This is a genomic window from Exiguobacterium alkaliphilum (assembly GCF_018138125.1).
Taxonomy (GTDB): Bacteria; Bacillota; Bacilli; order Exiguobacteriales; family Exiguobacteriaceae; genus Exiguobacterium; species Exiguobacterium alkaliphilum.
This window is the reverse complement of sequence record NZ_CP073101.1, coordinates 562,722-581,555: the sequence shown is the minus strand read 5'-3', so window position 1 is coordinate 581,555 and position 18,834 is coordinate 562,722. Positions and strand designations below refer to the sequence as shown.

Genomic DNA, 18,834 nt, shown 5'->3' with positions numbered 1-18,834 from the left:
CCTCCTCGTCAAATATCTTCACGAATAATCGGGCAACTCATGCAACGTGGGCCCCCACGGCCGCGTGACAACTCGCTTGACATGATTTCGATGACTTCGACACCTTCCGAACGCAAGAGCTCGTTCGAGACATAGTTTCGGTCGTACGTGACGACGACTCCTGGTGCGATGGCGAGCGTGTTCGATCCGTCGTTCCACTGCTCCCGTGCCGCCGCGATCGGATCGCCGCCGCCACACGGGATGAGAACGATGTCATCGAGATTGAGTGCGGCTTTTAGCACTTGTAACAAATCGCTATGTTGCGTGATATGAAGTTCTCCGTCTTGATTCAGTGACAGCTCGAAGATGTTCATCTTTCCTTCCGGTCCTTGGATGAACGGATGAATCGTGAACTTGTCGTGGTCGACCATCGTGAAGACGGTATCGAGGTGCATGAATGCTCGCGATTTGGGGATTTCGATGGCAATCACTTTTTTAAACGTCCCGCCATGCTTGAGCAGATTAAGGGCGACCCGCTCGATGCCTTGCGCTGTCGTCCGCTCGGAAATCCCGATGGCGACGACTTCTTTAGACAAGACGAGTTCGTCCCCGCCTTCCATCGCGAACCGGTAGTCACGGTCTGACCAAATCGGGACGTCATGTTTGGCGAATCGTGGATGGTACTTCATGATATATTGCGTGAATAACGATTCGCGCCGCCGCGCCGGCTCTTTCATACGGTTGATTGATAAGCCATTGCCGATGGCCGCTGCCGGGTCGCGGGTGAAGTATAGGTTCGGCATCGGATCCAAGTAGAACGGATACGTGTCTTCAATCATCTCATGCAAGTGACGTCGTTTCTCCGGCTTGATTTCCGACTTGCGAATCCCAGCCATGACCGTCTCGATTAACTGTTCATTGTCATAGGCGAGCAAATATTCTTTCAACGTCTCATACGATCCGTTGATGTTCGACTTTGACTCGGACAAGATGTCGGCGACGAACCGTTCCCTTACGCCCGGAAGCGATAACGTCTCGGCCATCAATTTTTCTAAATACAGCACTTCGACGCCACGGTTTTGCAGGGCGCTCGCAAAGTAGTCATGTTCTTTTTGGATGACCGGCAAATGTGGGATGTCATCGAAGAGGAGTCGTTCTAAATATTCGGGGGTCAAATTTTCAAGTTCACGGCCCGGACGTTTCAGCAGCACCGTCCTGAGTTCACCGATTTCTGAATACACGTGGATTGGATGTTTGAGCGTAGTATCCCGTGAGGTCTGTTGATCCATCATCGTTATCATCTCGCTTCCTCCTAGTGTTTCGGGTGTGTTGCTACCCTTACATTATCAACTTACCCAATATCGGGACGGGTAAGTCCGACGGTGGGACCGTGACGAATTCCACATCGAGATGAATGAACGATCGATAAAACTGAATGAAAAAATAATTGTGAATCATTACACAAGCGTACACAATCACTTACCTCTGTATAATCGCTGTATACATTGTGAAATAAATTCATTATTTTTTTTGTGTTCCTTTCCTGTATGATAGGGACGTACCTGAATCTACTACGGAAAAGGAAGTGAGTCGATGGCAATCGAACGTACAGAACATGCGCGTCACCAAGCTCAAGTGACCGCGCTCATTCAAAAGGGGGACCCGGTCGATTTCCGCGACTTGTTCCTTACCCTTCACCCTGGTGAACAGGCGGATTTATTTATCGAGCTCGAGCAGCCTGAGCGCCAGTTCGTCTATCGAGCACTCACACCGGAAGCGTTCACGGATTTATTTGAGAAGTTGGAACTCGAAGACCAGGAGCAATTCATCCAAGAGATGCCGCGGCCTTATGCGGTCCGTGTCTTGAACGACATGTTCTCGGACAATGCGGCTGACTTGATGAATGAACTGCCTGACGACTTCATGAACGAACTGTTCGAACAGATGGATGAGACCGAGGCCACAGAAGTCAAAGACTTGATGCGCTATCCAGACGACACGGCCGGCGCCGTCATGACGACAGAGTTCGTCGTCTTAAAGGCAGATAAGACCGTCGGCGAGACGCTTGAAGAGTTGCGCGACCTCGGACCGGACGCCGAGACGATTTATTACCTTTACGTCATCGATGCATCCGGTCGTCTCGTCGGTGTCGTCTCGCTCCGCGATTTGATCGTGTCACGGCTCGATGCCCGTATCGCCGACATTATGGGGCGACGCGTCGTCTCCGCGAACGTGCTCACCGACCAAGAAGACTTGGCCCGGACCGTCCAAAAGTACGACTTGCTTGCCCTTCCCGTCGTCGACGATGAAGAGAAACTACTCGGAATCATCACCGTCGATGATGTCATGGACGTCATCGAGCGCGAGACGACCGAAGACTTTGAAGAACTGTCCGCGACGAAAGGTTCATCTGACATCAATATGGGACCGGTCGAGGCGGCCAAGAAACGCGCGCCCTGGATTATCAGTCTCATGTTCCTCGGCATGATTACCGCCTCGACGATTGGCGGATTCGAAGAAACGCTTGAGACGATCGTGCTCCTCGCCGTCTTCATGCCGCTCGTCATGGGGTCGGCCGGGAACGCGGCCACCCAATCACTCGTCGTCGCCGTCCGCTCAATCGCGCTCGGCACGATCAATCGAAAGAACGTCATGAAGATGGTACGACGCGAGTTCGGGACCGGCGTCATCCTCGGAGTCGTCTGCATGATCGTCATCTTCGGCGTCATCACGTTCCTGTATGACAACGCTTTGATTGGTATCATTGTCGGTATCTCGATTTTCGCCGCACTGAGCGTGGCGACGATTGTCGGAACACTCATCCCGCTCCTCATCAATCGCTTGAAACTTGACCCGGCTGTGGCTTCGGGTCCGTTCATCACGACGTTGATGGACAACCTCGGGTTAATCATTTACTTCACCGTCGCTACATCGATGCTCCAGTTCCTTTAAGGCACGTGCCCTCGCGCACGTGTCTTTTTTTGTTACGTTTTGTTTACAGACGAGAAAACGGGAAATGATTGCCTGCCTGAATCGGTATTACAAATAAATACTTATAAATAAGAAGAAACCGAAGGAGGTCTCTCATATGACCATTCAGCAAGTCGCTTACATATTGATTACTGGTGCCATCTTTATGGGGCTCGTCGCATACATATCGTATCGGATGACGCGCGGCAAAGTCGACAGCGCCGATGACTACTTCCTCGCAGGCCGTGGATTGACCGGTTTGTTCATCGCAGGGTCATTGCTTTTGACAAACCTTTCCGCCGAGCAACTGATCGGGTTGAACGGTCAGTCGTTCGCGGGCAATATGTCCGCCATGGCGTGGGAAGTCACAGCCGGGATTGCCGCCATTATTATGGCGCTCTTTTTACTACCGCGCTTCCTCGGAATCGGCATTTCGACCATCCCTGAATTTTTGAGCCAACGGTATGACGAGGACGTCCGCCGTCTGACGGTTCTTTTGTTCTTGTTCGGATATATGTGCGTCACGATCCCGTCGATGCTCTATTCCGGCGGCCTTGCCGTCTTACAGCTATTCGATGTGCCGGAACTACTCGGCGTCAGTTTCGAACAGGCGCTCTGGATGGTCATCTGGTTCATCGGGATTATCGGGGCAATCTACGCCATCTTCGGCGGCCTTCGCGCCGTCGCCGTGTCGGATACGTTGAACGGGATTGGACTCATCATCATCGGATTCCTTGTCCCGACGCTCGGTTTCATCGCCCTCGGTGACGGTAACCTCGTCGATGGGATGAAGACGATCGCGACGTCGAACCCAGAGAAACTGAACGCCATCGGTTCGAGCAACGACTCGGTCCCGTTCTTGTCCATCTTTACCGGGATGATTTTCGCCAACTTGTTTTATTGGGCGCTCAATCAATACGTCATCCAGCGTGCGCTCGGCGCCAAGAACTTGGCCGAAGGACAAAAAGGTGTCTTGTTCACAGGTTACTTGAAGTTGCTCGTCCCGATTTTCATGTTGCTTCCAGGGATTATCGCGTTTCACTTGTACGGTTCAAACGTCGACAAGGCCGACCTCGCTTACCCGAGTTTGATCGCCGACTTGTTGCCGATGTGGCTGATGGGCTTTTTCCTCGCCGTCTTGCTCGGGGCCGTGTTCAGTTCGTTCAACTCGCTCCTGAACAGTATCGCCACGTTGTTCGTACTCGATATTTATAAACCGAAGTTTAAACCGAACGCATCGGACAAAGATTTGATTCGCGTCAGTAAATGGTTCGGGACGCTCGTCGCCCTCATTTCGTTTTTCGTCGCTCCGAACTTGATGTATGCGCCAGACGGACTTTGGGACTTGATTCGCCGCTTCACCGGCTTCTTCAACATCCCGATTCTCGTCATCGTCTTAATTGGGATGCTCGTGAAGCGTGTCCCGCCGATCGCCGCGAAAATCGTCATCGTATTCCATGTCATCACCTACTATTTCCTCGTCTGGGGCACGCAGCAGCGGTTTGGCTTTGACCTTGGGATTAACTTTATTCACATTTATGGCATCTTGTTCGTCATCGAGACATCGATTATGCTCTTGTTCGCGAAAATTCGCCCGATGATGACAGTGAATCCGATTCGTATCGAGCTCGGTCGCGTCAAGCCGTGGCGTCACACCATCTCTACGTCGATTCTACTGGTCGCGTCGATGATTTTCGTCTACTTCGTCTTCTCACCGATTGGCCTCGCCTACGCGGACGGGATCGTCTCAGGATGGTTCTTCCCGGCAACGATTGGATTGTTTGCCGTAACAGCAGGGCTCGTCTTTGTCTCGTATCGCTTCTGGCTCCCACGCTACGAAACATACTTGAACAATCTCGGGACGAGTGAAGAGACTGAAGAAGAGGCAAGCGGTAGTTAACAAAAACCTCACCGATCCATTACCGGATCGGTGAGGTTGCTTTGTTTCATGCGGCGTTTTTGTTCATACATGGCTTGGTCTGCCTCATCGTATAAGGCGACGAAATCGGTATGGTCCTCTGTAAAGGATGAACCGACCGCAGCCGATATGCCTGCTTCTTCAAAAGCAAAATGAATGGCCGTAACAAGTTCCGACAACTCCTGGTCCGAACCGGTCATCAATACGACGAACTCGTCTCCACCGAGTCGGTAGACTTTTGGACTTTTTCGTGTCAACACATGTGCCGCTCGTTGGAGCAACACATCGCCGGCGGAGTGCCCGTACGTATCATTGACCTGCTTTAAATCGTTTAAATCGATTACAATGACGCCGCATGATGAGGCAGTGGGTAAGCGATCGACGGTCTCTTCGAACGCCCGTCGATTCCACACGCCGGTTAGACTATCGTGGCGACTCTCATATACGAGTGCTTCTCGTTCCGTGACGGCCGCCTCGACATTCCGGATGACGCCTTGCACAGTGACGAGTTCCTCGCCTTCATAGATTGGTGTCGCATACTCCTCAAACCATAAATAACGGCCATCATTCGTTTGCCACCGCTGCAAAATCGGTTCTTCATAGTTAACCTGCCCTGTCACTTTCTGGACAAGTAGCTCATAATCATCTGGATGAATGCGATGAAAACAGTCATTCGGGTCGTCATAGTTTTTCGCAACCGTCCCTTCTCCTAGATAGTCATCAAGTGACGGACTGATATAACGAAACCGAAAGACCGGTTTTACGTCAAAGACGTAAATGACATCTTTCATTTGGTCGGTGAATCGGATCATCGGTTCATCCGCCTGATTCACTTGACGACGGATTTTATAGACAATGAATGCTACACTTAACCCGATAAGGATCCCTAAAATAAACTCGACCACGACGTACACTCCTGTCTTAAAAATCTTCATCTATCGTATCATGGAGCACGCCTATGCCTCTTGCGTCCTCCGTTTTTTAGGGGAATGATTTTTTAAGATCTTGTCATCAATGTGCCACGTCAGTTCATTTGGAGGTTTCTATAGTGAGCTACTTTATTCGTCCCTACACTGAGAAGGACTTTGAACAAATCCAAACATTAAACGAGACAGAAGGCTGGACACAGCTCGTCGTACGTTCGGATGAGACGAGGCAGGCTTGGGACCATTCAAACGTGGCCTATGTCATCGAGGTCGACGGATTAATCGTCGCGTACGTCCGGGGGATGACCGACACGGCCGTGAGCCTGTACATCTGTGAACTGCTTGTCGCCGCCTCACATCGTCGACTCGGACTCGGGGAGCAACTTTTGACGTACGTGCATTCACGCTATCCGACGACACGCCTCGAGATGCTTGCGAGCGCCTCATCGCAGACGTACTATGAGAAATTGAACTTCCGTCCGTTTTACGGTTATCGTAAAACGATACATGAATAGGAGGAAAAATGATGAAACTTGCCATCGTCACCGGTGCCTCACGCGGCCTCGGCCGCGCTATTGCCGAAGAACTATCGAAACGGGATTACGAGGTCGTCAACTTCTCGCGCACGCAAGGCGATGTCCCGTTCCGCCATGTGAGCGTCGACCTCTCCGATTCTGTAGGTCTACTCCACGCGCTCAAACAAATGCGTCCGCTCATCGAACGCGCCGATTCGCTCCTCGTCGTTCAAAACGCGGCGCTGATTGACCCGATTCATCAGGTCGGACAGTTAGACTCCAACCAATTGATGTCACACGTCCAAGCGAATTTGCTCGCACCGATGCTCCTCGCCAACCATGTGCTCCGTTATACGTTACCGGTCTCGTTCATTCACGTGACGTCGGGCGCCGCCAAACGGCCGATTTCTGGTTGGAGCGCGTATTGCGCGACGAAAGCCGGTCTCGATCACTTCACGGAGACACTCGCCCTCGAGCTGACCGACACGCACCACCGGGCCGCCTTGTTCAATCCGGGCGTGATGGACACATCGATGCAAGCGACGATTCGAGCCTCGTCAAAAGACGCTTTCCAAGATGTCGAACAGTTTCAGGCATACGTCGCGGAAGGCCGGCTCCGTTCTCCGGAAACCGTGGCCCGTGTCTTGATCGAGTATATGATTGATACGCCGTTTGAGAACGGGAAGACGTATTCGATTTACGACCTCGTCTAATTTTTAACCCGGGTCAAAATTCACCCACCCCTTCTGTTCTTAAGCGTCTACACTGAAGTCAGACAAAAGCAGAAAGGATGATGGTGTCATGAAGACGATTGCAGGAGGGTTATTGTTTTTCGGCTTATTCAGCCTTGTTCTCTCGTCCACGATGATTGGCGACACAGCTATCGTCGGCGCGTTGGTGAGCGGCGTGTCCATCCTCTCGAGCGTCGGACTATGGTTCGGTGCGACGGAAGTCGTGCGCATGCGCTCGGACGTCCGCTCCATGAAAAAAACGTCTTTCCCTACTGAATGAGGGAAAGACGTTTTCGATTCAATCTTCGTCTTCGTCATCGATGAAATCGTCGAAGTCGTATTCTTCAAAATCTTCTTCATCAATAAAAATATCACGGTCATTGACGACGTGAATCGGACCGTTGGCCACGTCGATTCGAATCGTCCATGCCCATGGAATGCGCAATCGGCTATATACGCCCGTCCAGAATTCCATCGATTCTTGCTCATATCGTTCGAATTCTGTGAGTAACTCTTTGAACGTCACGCCGGATAACTGAAAGTTTGAGTCTTGGATGCGTTGAAGCGCGTGATGCTTCGCTTCAAGCTCCGCCGCTCGGACCATCTCTTCGGCAGTCGCCATCTCGAGAATCGTACCATCGGGCGGTAGAATGTCGTATACGTTAAACAGTTCGCCTTCTTCTACTTCTTCGTCAAACTCGTAGTCATCGTGCCGCATGCTACATTCCTCCTCACTCTAGTTGAATCTATTCCATTATACCATTCCACCCCTCATGAGAACGAAACATTTGTGTATATATTTTCTGTGAACGGGAATCGTATTAATGGATAAAATCTTGCAAGTCGAAAGGGGAAATGACGATGCATGACACGTTTCAAGCACTCGTTCTAAACAAAGAAGAAAACAGGCTTCATGCCGAAGTGACCGACGTCAAACGCGACGCACTGCCGCGAGAAGAAGAGGGGAACGTCCTAGTCGAAGTCCATTACTCTGCGCTCAACTATAAAGATGCGCTCGGGTTGACCGGAGCGGGGGCGATCATTAACGAGTTCCCGTTCATCCCGGGCTGTGAGTTCGTCGGAAAAGTCATCGAATCCGACCATCTCGATTTCAAAGCCGGCGACGAGGTCATCGCGACCGGTTTCGGTATCGGTGAACGACATTTCGGCGGTTTCAGCCAAGTTGCACAAGTTCCCGGAAATTGGCTGGTCAAACTGCCTAAAGGTATGGAAATGCGCGACGCCATCGCAATCGGGACACCTGGACTGACAGCGATGCTTTCAATCGATGCGCTCGAGTCCGCCGGCGTTCGACCAGGAGAAGAAGTACTCGTAACAGGTGCGACTGGAGGAGTTGGCAGTTTTTCAATCGTTTTACTTCATAAACTCGGCTATCACGTCATCGCATCGACAGGAAAAACAGACTCTCCCTACTTGTATGAACTTGGCGTCGACACGGTCATCGACCGGCATGAGCTCGAAGGACCGACGCGTCCTCTCGCTCGACAACGTTTCGATGCGGCGATCGATTCGATTGGTGGCAACACACTTGCAAATATTTTGAGTCAAGTCCGTTATGAAGGGGCAGTCGCAGCGTGTGGGCTTGTCGGCGGTTCCGATCTTCCGACCACTGTTTATCCGTTCATTTTACGAGGCGTCAAATTAATCGGTATTGATTCCGTCATGCAACCCATCGCACGACGTTTGAAGGCGTGGGAACGATTGAATGAACTACTCGATTCGAACGTCCTCAACCATATGATTCACGAGATCCCGCTTCATGACGTCCCTCGCCAAGCCGAGGCTATGATGCGCGGTGAACTGAGCGGCCGGACCGTTGTCCGCATCCATACCTAATCCAAACAGGGCTGAATCGATGGATTCAGCCCTGTTTCTGTATGCTTCAAGGAAAGGTTATAATGTGAAGCCGTTCGGCGCGTCTTTGACGACGACGATCACTTTCCCTTGGTCCAACTTCTTCTCAAGGCTATCCGCCTCGGTCGCTGAGAAACCAAGTTCCTCGAACTGGGCACGTAACTCGTCCCCTTTTTTACGGAACAAGTTTTTCGCTGCCGTTCCGAGACCGACGTCCGATGCCGATACCGTATTCGCGTCCGCATTGTCGGCGACTCGATCGGTCCGGCCATCGTCATGGGTGATGACGTAAATGTGCGACTCGTCGACCCCTTTTGCTTTCATCGATTGAATGGCGGTGACGACTTCTTCATCATTTGTGAACTCTTTGTACAAAACTGACATGTCCATTCTCCTCCTTCAATTGCGTTACAGTTATAGATATTTCCTGTTTTCATCGTTTCTACACATTAAAAAACGATGACAAGCGTCATCGTTTCGTTAAACGGCCGGTTCTTGGCCCTTCAATTTTTTCAGTTCATCCAACAAAATGTCAGATTCGTTGAACGGAATCGATTGCTTCCCGACACGTTCGATGTGGTCATGGCCTTTTCCGACGACGACGACTCGTTTGCCGTCGAGTCCTTGTAGCGCCGCATGTTTAAGGGCGTCTAACCGATTCTCAAACGTCACATGCGGTGTGTCCGCATCAATCCCCTCGAGTAAGCCATCGATAATCTGCGTAGGATTTTCTGAACGCACGTCGTGAACGGTCACAATCAAGTGGTCGGCGTAACGGCTCGCAACCCGACCCATCTCGGCCCGTTTCGTCGAGTCGCGATCGCCGGCCGCACTCAAGACGACGACCAATTCGCAATCGTCAGCTTGAAGCGTCGACAGACACTTTTCTAGCCCGTCCGGTGTATGCGCATAATCGATATAAATCTCTGCGTCCTCCGTGTCGAGACGCTCGAGACGACCTTTCGGAAGCGTGAGCCCCGGCACGTTGGCAATGATGGAACGGAGCATCAATTCAGACGTCGAGACGAGCCCGATCGCAGCAGCTAAGTTCGCCGCATTGAACGCTCCCATGAACTGAACGGGTACTTCAATCGTCATCGCGTTCACTTTGACGCGCACCGTGTCATCGAGCCAAATGACTTGGATGTCGGCCGGTATGTTCGTGTGCGTACTGTACATGACACGACGTCTCGTTGGAGCGAACGACGCCATAATCGCACTCGCCTCGTCTTCCGCATTCAAGATGATCGCGTCACCGTTCGTCTGTTCGACTTGCTCGAACAGGCGGGCTTTCGCTCGCGCGTATTCATCCATCGAACGATGATAATCGAGGTGATCGTGCGTCAGGTTCGTGAACGCCGCCGCATGGAAGTGGACCCCTTCGACGCGCCCTTCCATCATCGCATGTGAGGACACTTCGACGACACAGTCGGTCACCCCGGCATCTGCCATCTCGGCCAAGAGCCGGTGCAAGACGACGGCTTCCGGTGTCGTATTCGGTGTTTCTAGCGTTTGGTCTTTATAGCGAGCCCCGATCGTGCTGACGATGCCGACCGGTCGTCCCGACAATCGAAACAAATCGTATGTGAGTGTCGCTGTTGTCGTCTTTCCGTTCGTTCCCGTCACGCCATAAATGCGCATCCGGTGCGACGGATGATCGTAAAACGCGCTCGCCACGATGCCGGCGGTCCGTTTCGTGTCAGCAACGACAATGTTTGGTACATCAAGTTCAAGCGGATATTCCGAGATGATGGCGCTCGCCCCTTTTGAGACGGCATCTTCAGCGAATTCATGACCATCCACCGTATAGCCGCGGATGCAAATAAATAAATTCCCTGGACTGACCTTCCTGGAATCCGTTTCAATTCCGGTCACCCATGGATCACATTCGATGTCATCCATCTCATTTCCTAGAATGGCGGATAAACGTTTCGTCCTCATGCTGTGTACTTCCTTTCTCATGGGTGTCACTAGGTTCATAAACCTTATCGTCATGGTACTAAATTTTAGGCGTAATGGAGATGACAAATATATTACTTCCCTTTTTCATATGAAAACATACGTCAAACTAAAAAAATCCTAGCCCATGACGGGACTAGGAGGTTAATTCGCTATCGGTAAACTGAAGTCCTTGTTTGACGAGCGCACACTCTAACACTTGTAGTACTTTCGGGCCGATACCATGCATCGCGGCGATTTCTGTCTTCGAATACGTCGCGAGTTGTTCGAGCGTGTCAATGTAAGCGGCAGCGAGCGCCCGTTCTGCCGGCGCTGGACATTTTGGGAGTGGTGTCATCCGATTTCCTCCTCTTTTCCATAAGCGCGTTCAATAATCGGGAGGCAGGCGAGGACGCGTTCAACGTAAAACGTTCGACGGGCCCGTTTCCGTACATCCCAAGCAATGATTCGCTCGCCTTGTAACCTCAATAATTTGACTCGGCGCTTTGAAATCACCCCATGTCGATCGACATACATCAATTCTACCAATCGACCTAAACGCATATCACGTAACAACTCATCCTTCATCTGTTCTCCCTCCTTTACTCCCATTATACCGAACAAAAGTTCGTATTTCTAGTTTTAGATGTGCATTTTGATGTTTTCGAGTATGCTGGGAATAACGGATTTAAACGAAAGGAGCGTTGTTGATGACGACATACGTCATGCTCGCGCTCTTGGCGCTCGTCTTATTCATCTCTATGACGTTCGCGGCCAAGGCGTTACCGAATTTAAAAAATGTGTTATATAATCGCGGCAGCCTTTTCGGGGCGGACAGTGAGACCGTCACGTGCCCGAACTGCAAGAAAACGTTCAAGCGTTCCGGTGGCAACACCCAGACGTGTCCACACTGCTACCGTTCATTTTGAACCGATACCCGATCGCATCGCGCGTTCGGGTTTTTGAATGTGCTCAAATCGAGTTGTTATCGTTTACAGTCGATTCGAGACAGGGAATAGGCCCATTATTGCTATGTCCATTTCCAGGCCACGATGTGCCTTCAAAGGAGTTCACGATGTCATTCTTATCCGACCACGAATTATTCGAACGAATCATTCAACGAGATACCTCTGCGTTCGAGCTCCTCTACGACCGATATGAGCGGGTTCTCTACCTCACCGCACTCCGTTTGACGAACCGGGCCGAATTAGCCGAAGCCGCATTGCTCGAGGTGTTTACCGACCTGTGGCGCGCCCCTCAAACATTTGATATTCAAACCACGTCGCTCCGACTCAGGCTGTTTGCTCGGGTCGAGACGACTGCTCGCCAGTTGCTACAGAGCGCATGATCGTCAATCGAACTCACGTGTTAACACTTCTAAAATCCCGGCCGCATAAGATTTTTCCGTAACGCGTTGATGGGCTCGCTTCGCCTGCTCAGTCCCATTCCCGAGGACGTATCCGTTGCCGACCCGCTTCAACATCCCGAGATCGTTGCCGCTGTCCCCGAACGCGTAGGCGTCTTCGGCGCGAAACGAGAACCGGTCACATACATACTCGACCGCTGCCGTCTTTCCAGCACCTTCAGGGATAAAATCGATGTCGTACGACCCGTCCGGATCGCCCGCGAGCGGATTGCACCGGCTGATGTTCACCGCGATACCTACCGTCCTCGTCGCTTCCCGAATTCGCTCGAATGCAGCCTCTTGATGATCGTGGTAATAATAGTTCTGCATCCACACGTTCGTCCCGTCCCCGGGTTGTGCTTCGAGCACGATGGCTTCGGATCGCATCATGTCGACGACACGTCCGACCCGGTCCGAGAAGTCGTCCGGGAACAGTTGGCTGAACGCGTCATCTCGTTTCAGCGTCCCACTGGCATTGACGCGATACAGCTCCGTCCCGAGGCTTGAAGCGATGCGATGCGGCCAATAGCGCATGGAGGCGCGCATTGTCTTTTCAGCCAAGTCGGCGAACGAACTGCCGGTGACCCACATCGTCGAGAATCGTTCCGCGTGTTGTTCTAAAAAATCTTCGAGTCGACGGACGTCGGCTAATTGTTCTTCCGTGCACGCATGGGGGAAGTACGTCTCGTCAAAATCGAAACAGACGAGCGTCCGCCCTTCTCCGGTAAATCGTCTCATTCGTAATCCTCCTCCTTGTGTCGCCATACCCCATCTCGTATAGTAAAAGTACGAAAGGAATGAGCGACGTGAAAAATTGGGTAAGTCGTTACTACTGTCAGTATAGCGGAATCATGATCGGGTTCGGGCTCGTCTTCGCCTTTTTGCTCGGAATCCGGACCGCCTCATTTTGGCAACAATGGCTTTCGAACGGGCCCGCGCTCGCAGCGGGTCTCGGCACGGCATGTTTATTCAGCTTGTTCGCCTATATGCTTCTCAGCCACATCCAAGCGTCTCTGTACAAGCATCTAGGTGAGGCTACGACGTGTTCCCGTTGAACGCATCGGTTACATAACGAACTGTTCACGAATTTGTCACCCGAAAAAGACATCCATTTCACCGATTGATCCGTTAGATAACTACAAGGGACATCCCTTCTATAAAGGAGAACGCGATGACTGATTACGAACTATATGAGCGTGTCAGGCAAAAAGACAAACAAGCGCTCGAAACGTTATATGATCGTTACGAACGGATCCTGTATGCGTTCCTGATGCAATTGACACAGGACCGCGACCTCGCCGAGGAAGCGATGCAAGAAGTGTTCATCAAGCTGTGGCGCGGTGTCGGTGTCTATGACGAGACCAAAGGCCAGTTCCGTTCTTGGCTTTTCACGATGGGACGAAACGTCGCCATCGACTTGATTCGAAGACGAAAGCCGGACCTCCAGCTCGACGAATCTTACGCCGAGACGATTCCTTCGACCGAATGTTCGGTCGAGCGTGAGGTCGAGTGGCAAGAAGAACGGACGCAAATCGAGACGGCGATGGCCGAACTTCCGGCCGAGCAACAGCAAGTCGTCCGCCTCATGTATTTCCAAGGACTTAGCCAGCAAAAGATTGCGGATGCGTGCGGTATCCCGCTCGGCACCGTGAAAGGAAGGATTCGGTTGGCGTTGAAGCAGTTACGAAGACGATTATCCCCAGATTTAATCGATAAGGAGGTGGAACGATGAACGCTTGTGACCAATTGATTGATTACTTTAACCGACATTTGACAGAAGATGAACGAATCCGGTTCGAGGCACACCTCGCGACTTGTGAGACGTGCCAACAAGAACTCGAACAACTCGAGGCTCTCGTCGGCGGCGTCGCGTTCCTCTCCGAACCAGCAGAGCCGCCAAGCGGGATGAAGGCTCGAATCTTAGATCACGTCTTCGCCGAAGACGAGACATCGAAAGCGGTCGAACCGAAGACAGACAAACCGGCACCGGTAACGCCGTTCACCGCACCGAAAGAAAAGCGGAAAGCACCGTGGGGCGCGTTCGCCCTCGCCGCTGCCTTACTGTTATCGCTAATCGGGAACGGGTACTTGTTGCTCAATCAGACCGAACCGAGCGGAATCGCCTTGACCGAGACCGTCCCACTCGACGGGGAAGCCGACGGTGTGGCCTATCTCGCCGAACAAGACGGGACGCGACAGCTGATCGTTCAAACGAACGGGCTCACTCCGCTCGAGGCGAACGAAGTGTACCAAGTATGGCTCATAAAAGACGACTCCCCGATTCCGACTGGAGCGTTCGTCACCGATGACAAAGGCAACGGCACCGTCATCTATACGCTTGATGCGACGGAGGCCGAGATGGATTGGGACACGGTCGCCGTGACGAAAGAACCGGAGCGCGGCAACACGACGCCTGAAGGAGAGATTGTCTTACTCGCGAGCCTCTAATGTACAGACCGGGGACAAAAACGCATCAGGCGTGGATGTCTTTCGGTCTGTTTTTTCGTTATGATGAGACAAAGGAGTGATTGGATGCGAAAACCGAAAATCGGGGTCGTCGGTCTCGGCGGCATCGCCAAAAAAGCATACTTGCCGATTTTAACGAACAGCACAAGCTTTGAACTGATCGGCGCGTTCTCACCGACCGTCGCGAAGCGGGAGGCGATTTGCCGGGCTTATCGGATGGAGTCGTTCGCGGGACTGCCCGAACTCGCAACGTCCGTCGATGCGGCGTTCGTCCACAGTTCGACCGAGACACATTATGACGTCGTCTCTTATTTACTCGCCCGTGGCGTCGATGTATACGTCGATAAACCGCTCGCCGCGACGATGGACCAAGCCGAGCGACTCGTCGAGCTGGCCGAACGAAACGATCGCAAACTGATGGTCGGGTTCAATCGTCGTTTCGCCCCGATGTATCAGCAAGTCCGGGATGCAGGGCCGTTCGATTTGCTCGACTTTGTCAAACATCGGGGAAACGGGATTGGACGCGACTATACGTTCACGCTACTCGATGATTATTTGCACGTCGTCGACACGCTTCGATACTTCTCAACAGGTGACCTGCGCCTCGTGACGGGACACATCGAGACGACCGAAGCGAACGAACTGCACGTGGCGCGACACGTCTGGCGAGACGACCACGGCCTACATACGACGGCGATGCATCGACACGCTGGAGCAAACCATGAAGGATTGAGCGCCGTCGCCGCAAACGTCCGGTTCACCGTCGACGAGATGGTCACGTTGAACCGCTTCACGAACGGGACCCAGACGACCGAGACGTTCGGGTCGTGGGACACGCTCCTCACCCAGCGCGGCTTCCAAGGCGCCATCGACCACTTCATCGAGGCGTTGTCCGAGGATACCCCGATTTTGACCGACGGCCGCGAAGCGCTTCTGACGCAACAGCTCGTCACCGACTTATTCAAACGCTGAATCCATGACAAACGGGACCTGTCGGCCAGGTCCCGTTTGTCATTGGATGTGTCGTTTATCCGGTTCAATTTGGCTAATGGCGCGTTTTTGTCGACGCTCGACGAGAGTCGACCACGTCACGGCCGTCACGATACAGGCGGCGCCGATGAAGAAATTGCGATCGAGTTGTTCATTCAAGACGAGCCAGCCGAGATAGCCGCCGACGAGCGGTTGAAAGAAGAAAAAGAGCGAACCGACGCTTGCGTCCATGAGTTCGATCCCTTTGTTCCAAAAGAAGAACGCCCCGGCCGTCGAGACGATCCCGACATAGAGCACACTGAGCCAAAGAGCCCCCGTCATCGTCGGCAACCCATGATCGATGACTTCCATGCCCATGAGCGGCGTCATCAACACGAACGCGATGCCAATCGCAAACGTCGTAATCGTCAGAGACGACAGTGTCGCCGACGCGATTTTGACGTAGATTGACATGAGCGCCCACGTGATGGCCGCCCCGACCAAAATCAAGCTACCGATAAAATACGTCCCCTCGACGTGCCAGCCGACGACGATAATGACCCCGACTGTCGCCAAGAGGAGCGATCCGACTTTCACCGGTGTCAACTTCTCTTTCAAAATCACACGGGCAAACAGCACCATGAACGCGGGCGTCGCAGCCGTGACGAGCGATCCCGTATGCGCGTCCGACAGTTTCGTCCCGATGAACTGAAACGAAATCGAGGCGACATAGCCGATGACTCCGACGAGCGCGATCCACTTCCAATCACCACGCCCGATCCGTTCTCTTCCGAACAGCCACCACGCGCACATCAACACGATGAAGGCCACGAAGTAGCGCATCCAAATGAGCGTGAACGGCTCGATAAAGCCGAGCGCATATTTACTGACGACGTACATGCCCCCCCAAATACTTGCGGCGAGTGTCAAACTGATGGCACCGAGCCACTCTTTACGCATCGTGTCCCTCCTCTCCTGATGCCTAAACAATACGACACCGCTTGATCATATTCCTGTTTTCTAGTTGTCCGATATGAAGAAATCGCTTACACTGAGGATAACGATGATTGAAGGGAGGGAGAAAGGTGAACTTTGTCGGACGTACGCATTGGTCAACAGAACATTTGTACATTTTGCGTGCGATTTTTCACGATGTCGCGTAATCACAGGACCCGTCTGTCCTTTTTTAGACATTGTTGAAATACGACAAAGCGCTTCTCCCTCTTGCCGAGCGCTTCTTTGCGCTCGGCTTTTTTGATAGGCCTCTACTTTAGGAGGAACGATTTATGTTAATCGAATTACAAAACATCCAAAAGCAATACGGCGGCCATGCCGTCTTAATCGATGCCAATCTTCATGTGAACGCCGGCGAACGAATCGGACTCGTCGGACGGAACGGGAGCGGCAAGACGACACTTCTGCGTCTGATCGTCGGTGCTGAAACACCGGATGGCGGAACGATTTACCGGAAACAGCGGTTGATGATTGGCTATTTGGCCCAAATCCCGTCCCATCCCGACAAGACCGGTCGAGACGTGCTCTATACCGCATTCGCCGAATTGACGCGACTCGGCGACGAGATGCGACAGCTTGAAGCAAATATGGCTTCAAGTGACGACATCGACGTGCTACTCGAGACGTACGGCGCCTTGCAGACCCGTTTCGAGAACAACGGCGGCTACCTCATCGAGTCGAAAGTGAACGCGATGATCGACGGGTTGCGCCTGACCCGCTTCGTCGACCGGCCGTTCGACACGCTTAGCGGCGGCGAACGGACCAAGGTCGGCCTCGCCTTGACATTGCTTCAAGAACCGGACCTACTCATCTTGGACGAGCCGACGAATCATCTCGACCTCAAGGCGATGGCTTGGCTTGAGACGTTTCTTTCAGACAGTCCGTCCACGCTCCTTCTCGTCTCGCACGACCGCGTGTTTTTGGATGCGGTCGCCACGCGCATCGTCGAGTGTGAGGACGGGGAATTGATGAGTTTTGACGGCAATTACAGCGCGTTCGTCGCCCAAAAAGAGAAACGACTGCTCGACCAATTCCACGCCTACACGGAGCAACAGAAGAAAATCAAGAAAATGAAAGAGACGATTCGTCAGCTTCGGCAGTGGGCGAACGAAGGACACCCCCCGAACGAGAAGTTTTACCGTCGGGCCAAGTCGATGGAGAAAGCGCTCGCCCGAATCGAGACGATCAAACGGCCACAACTCGAATCCATTCAGCCTGACATCCAGTTCATGGCGCATGGCCGGACCGGACGCGACGTCTTCGAGGCGACCGATGTGACGGTCCGTTTCGACCAGACCGTCTTCGAGCACGTCTCGTTCTACGCGGGCCATGGTGAACGCATCGCCATCGTCGGCCCGAACGGGAGCGGCAAGTCCACGCTCTTGAACGTGTTGCTCGGCCACATCGAACCGACCTCAGGCGAAGTGCGGCGAGCGGAACGCGCGAAAATCGGTTATTTATCCCAGCACGTCGATTTTGATCACTCGCATCGGCTCATCGAGGCGTTTCGCGACCGGATTCCCGTCGACGAAGGCAAAGCGCGACAACTCCTCGCCCAATTTCTTTTCTACGGTGCGAGCGTGTTCAAACCGGTCAAGGATTTGAGCGGCGGCGAGAGGATGCGGCTCATGCTCGCCATCTTGATGCATGAAGAGATGAACGTGCTCGTCCTCGACGAACCGACGAACCATTTGGATATCGAAGCACGTGAGGCACTCGAAGAGGCGCTCGACCGTTTTAACGGGACACTCGTCGCCGTATCGCATGACCGCTACTTCTTGAATAAACTATTCCCAATCACGTACTGGCTCGACGGGACGACGACGCGTTTCCCGGGAAACGTGACGTACGCGCTCGAGAAGCGACGCGAGGCAATCTTGACGGTGACTCCGATGCCAAAACCAAAAGCACCTCCGAAGCAAAAAGTAGCGACACCTTCAAAAGACGTCTCGCGCGGAGAAGCGCGTTTGGCCGAGCTCGAGGCGCTTCATCAGTCGCTCGTTCTTGAAATGAATGACACGAACGATTTGGAACGATTGATGACGTTGCAACGACAAAGCGACGCCTTGCAAACTGAAATTGATTCATTGGTCTTAGAATTACTCGAATCCATGTAAACAAAAACGAC

General features: G+C 52.7%; 22 protein-coding genes. 13 read left to right on the top strand and 9 right to left on the bottom strand.

Going from position 1 to position 18,834, the window contains the following annotated elements; translation table 11 throughout:
• Positions 1–8: 8 nt before the first annotated feature.
• Complete coding sequence (arcA, locus tag KB235_RS03165; protein WP_081852706.1) at positions 9–1,271, bottom strand: arginine deiminase; 1,263 nt, start codon at positions 1,269–1,271, stop codon at positions 9–11.
• Positions 1,272–1,572: 301 nt separating this feature from the next.
• On the opposite strand from arcA, the gene mgtE reads away from it, so the two are divergent.
• Both mgtE and KB235_RS03155 read left to right on the top strand, forming a co-directional pair.
• Positions 1,573–2,931 (top strand): magnesium transporter, encoded by a 1,359-nt coding sequence (gene mgtE, locus KB235_RS03160; RefSeq protein ID WP_034817485.1) that lies wholly within the window; start codon positions 1,573–1,575, stop codon positions 2,929–2,931.
• Between the two features lie 136 nt (positions 2,932–3,067).
• On the top strand, positions 3,068–4,849 hold the full coding sequence (locus tag KB235_RS03155) for a solute:sodium symporter family transporter (protein WP_211780366.1): 1,782 nt from the start codon (positions 3,068–3,070) through the stop codon (positions 4,847–4,849).
• 8 nt (positions 4,850–4,857) lie between these two features.
• Here the strand turns inward: KB235_RS03155 and KB235_RS03150 are convergent, their stop codons facing one another.
• Positions 4,858–5,772 carry a GGDEF domain-containing protein gene (locus KB235_RS03150; RefSeq protein WP_211780365.1) on the bottom strand — a complete coding sequence of 305 codons (915 nt, stop codon included), beginning with the start codon at positions 5,770–5,772 and terminating at the stop codon, positions 4,858–4,860.
• Between the two features lie 143 nt (positions 5,773–5,915).
• Here KB235_RS03150 and KB235_RS03145 point away from each other — a divergent pair, with 143 nt between their 5' ends.
• From KB235_RS03145 to KB235_RS03135, 3 genes are all read left to right on the top strand, one after another.
• Positions 5,916–6,308 (top strand): GNAT family N-acetyltransferase, encoded by a 393-nt coding sequence (locus tag KB235_RS03145; RefSeq protein ID WP_245175530.1) that lies wholly within the window; start codon positions 5,916–5,918, stop codon positions 6,306–6,308.
• An 11-nt stretch (positions 6,309–6,319) separates the two neighbouring features.
• Positions 6,320–7,021, top strand: coding sequence for an SDR family NAD(P)-dependent oxidoreductase (locus KB235_RS03140; RefSeq protein ID WP_211780364.1), 702 nt, complete (start codon positions 6,320–6,322; stop codon positions 7,019–7,021).
• An 88-nt stretch (positions 7,022–7,109) separates the two neighbouring features.
• Entirely contained in the window at positions 7,110–7,319 is a 210-nt protein-coding gene (locus KB235_RS03135; RefSeq protein WP_034807692.1) for a hypothetical protein, read from the top strand.
• Positions 7,320–7,337: 18 nt separating this feature from the next.
• Here KB235_RS03135 and KB235_RS03130 read toward each other — a convergent pair whose 3' ends face one another.
• Entirely contained in the window at positions 7,338–7,757 is a 420-nt protein-coding gene (locus tag KB235_RS03130; RefSeq protein WP_034807695.1) for a hypothetical protein, read from the bottom strand.
• Between the two features lie 143 nt (positions 7,758–7,900).
• Between KB235_RS03130 and KB235_RS03125 the strand changes: the two genes are divergently transcribed.
• Positions 7,901–8,896, top strand: a complete 996-nt coding sequence (locus KB235_RS03125; protein WP_211780363.1) for an MDR family oxidoreductase — start codon at positions 7,901–7,903, stop codon at positions 8,894–8,896.
• A gap of 57 nt (positions 8,897–8,953) precedes the next feature.
• Here KB235_RS03125 and KB235_RS03120 read toward each other — a convergent pair whose 3' ends face one another.
• The 4 genes from KB235_RS03120 to KB235_RS03105 form a co-directional block, all read right to left on the bottom strand.
• Positions 8,954–9,298: a YflT domain-containing protein gene (locus KB235_RS03120; protein ID WP_211780362.1), complete on the bottom strand. Its 345-nt coding sequence runs from the start codon at positions 9,296–9,298 to the stop codon at positions 8,954–8,956.
• Between the two features lie 96 nt (positions 9,299–9,394).
• A complete protein-coding gene (locus tag KB235_RS03115) occupies positions 9,395–10,855 on the bottom strand; it encodes a UDP-N-acetylmuramoyl-L-alanyl-D-glutamate--2,6-diaminopimelate ligase (RefSeq protein WP_211780361.1) in 1,461 nt (486 codons plus the stop codon).
• A 154-nt stretch (positions 10,856–11,009) separates the two neighbouring features.
• Positions 11,010–11,210 carry a helix-hairpin-helix domain-containing protein gene (locus tag KB235_RS03110; protein ID WP_034816098.1) on the bottom strand — a complete coding sequence of 67 codons (201 nt, stop codon included), beginning with the start codon at positions 11,208–11,210 and terminating at the stop codon, positions 11,010–11,012.
• Positions 11,207–11,440, bottom strand: coding sequence for a hypothetical protein (locus KB235_RS03105; RefSeq protein WP_034807703.1), 234 nt, complete (start codon positions 11,438–11,440; stop codon positions 11,207–11,209). Before KB235_RS03105 ends, KB235_RS03110 begins: the two co-directional genes overlap by 4 nt.
• Before the next feature lie 122 nt (positions 11,441–11,562).
• Between KB235_RS03105 and KB235_RS03100 the strand changes: the two genes are divergently transcribed.
• Together KB235_RS03100 and KB235_RS03095 are read left to right on the top strand one after the other, a co-directional pair.
• On the top strand, positions 11,563–11,781 hold the full coding sequence (locus KB235_RS03100) for a hypothetical protein (RefSeq protein WP_245175482.1): 219 nt from the start codon (positions 11,563–11,565) through the stop codon (positions 11,779–11,781).
• A gap of 146 nt (positions 11,782–11,927) precedes the next feature.
• Positions 11,928–12,200 (top strand): hypothetical protein, encoded by a 273-nt coding sequence (locus KB235_RS03095; protein ID WP_211780360.1) that lies wholly within the window; start codon positions 11,928–11,930, stop codon positions 12,198–12,200.
• Positions 12,201–12,203: 3 nt separating this feature from the next.
• Here KB235_RS03095 and KB235_RS03090 read toward each other — a convergent pair whose 3' ends face one another.
• Positions 12,204–12,995, bottom strand: coding sequence for an HAD-IIB family hydrolase (locus tag KB235_RS03090; protein ID WP_211780359.1), 792 nt, complete (start codon positions 12,993–12,995; stop codon positions 12,204–12,206).
• Between the two features lie 68 nt (positions 12,996–13,063).
• Here KB235_RS03090 and KB235_RS03085 point away from each other — a divergent pair, with 68 nt between their 5' ends.
• From KB235_RS03085 to KB235_RS03070, 4 genes are all read left to right on the top strand, one after another.
• On the top strand, positions 13,064–13,312 hold the full coding sequence (locus KB235_RS03085) for a hypothetical protein (protein ID WP_034816108.1): 249 nt from the start codon (positions 13,064–13,066) through the stop codon (positions 13,310–13,312).
• 116 nt (positions 13,313–13,428) lie between these two features.
• Complete coding sequence (locus KB235_RS03080) at positions 13,429–13,989, top strand: RNA polymerase sigma factor (protein WP_211780358.1); 561 nt, start codon at positions 13,429–13,431, stop codon at positions 13,987–13,989.
• The gene (locus tag KB235_RS03075) at positions 13,986–14,705 is read left to right on the top strand and encodes an anti-sigma factor (protein ID WP_211780357.1); all 720 of its coding nucleotides are present in this window, start codon (positions 13,986–13,988) and stop codon (positions 14,703–14,705) included. The genes KB235_RS03080 and KB235_RS03075 overlap by 4 nt, the downstream gene beginning before the upstream one ends.
• 84 nt (positions 14,706–14,789) lie before the next feature.
• Positions 14,790–15,695 (top strand): Gfo/Idh/MocA family protein, encoded by a 906-nt coding sequence (locus tag KB235_RS03070; protein WP_211780356.1) that lies wholly within the window; start codon positions 14,790–14,792, stop codon positions 15,693–15,695.
• 39 nt (positions 15,696–15,734) lie between these two features.
• On the opposite strand, the gene KB235_RS03065 is transcribed toward KB235_RS03070, so the two are convergent.
• Complete coding sequence (locus KB235_RS03065) at positions 15,735–16,652, bottom strand: DMT family transporter (RefSeq protein WP_034807714.1); 918 nt, start codon at positions 16,650–16,652, stop codon at positions 15,735–15,737.
• 326 nt (positions 16,653–16,978) lie between these two features.
• Between KB235_RS03065 and abc-f the strand changes: the two genes are divergently transcribed.
• Complete coding sequence (gene abc-f / locus KB235_RS03060; protein ID WP_211780355.1) at positions 16,979–18,823, top strand: ribosomal protection-like ABC-F family protein; 1,845 nt, start codon at positions 16,979–16,981, stop codon at positions 18,821–18,823.
• The last annotated feature ends 11 nt before the right edge of the window (positions 18,824–18,834 follow it).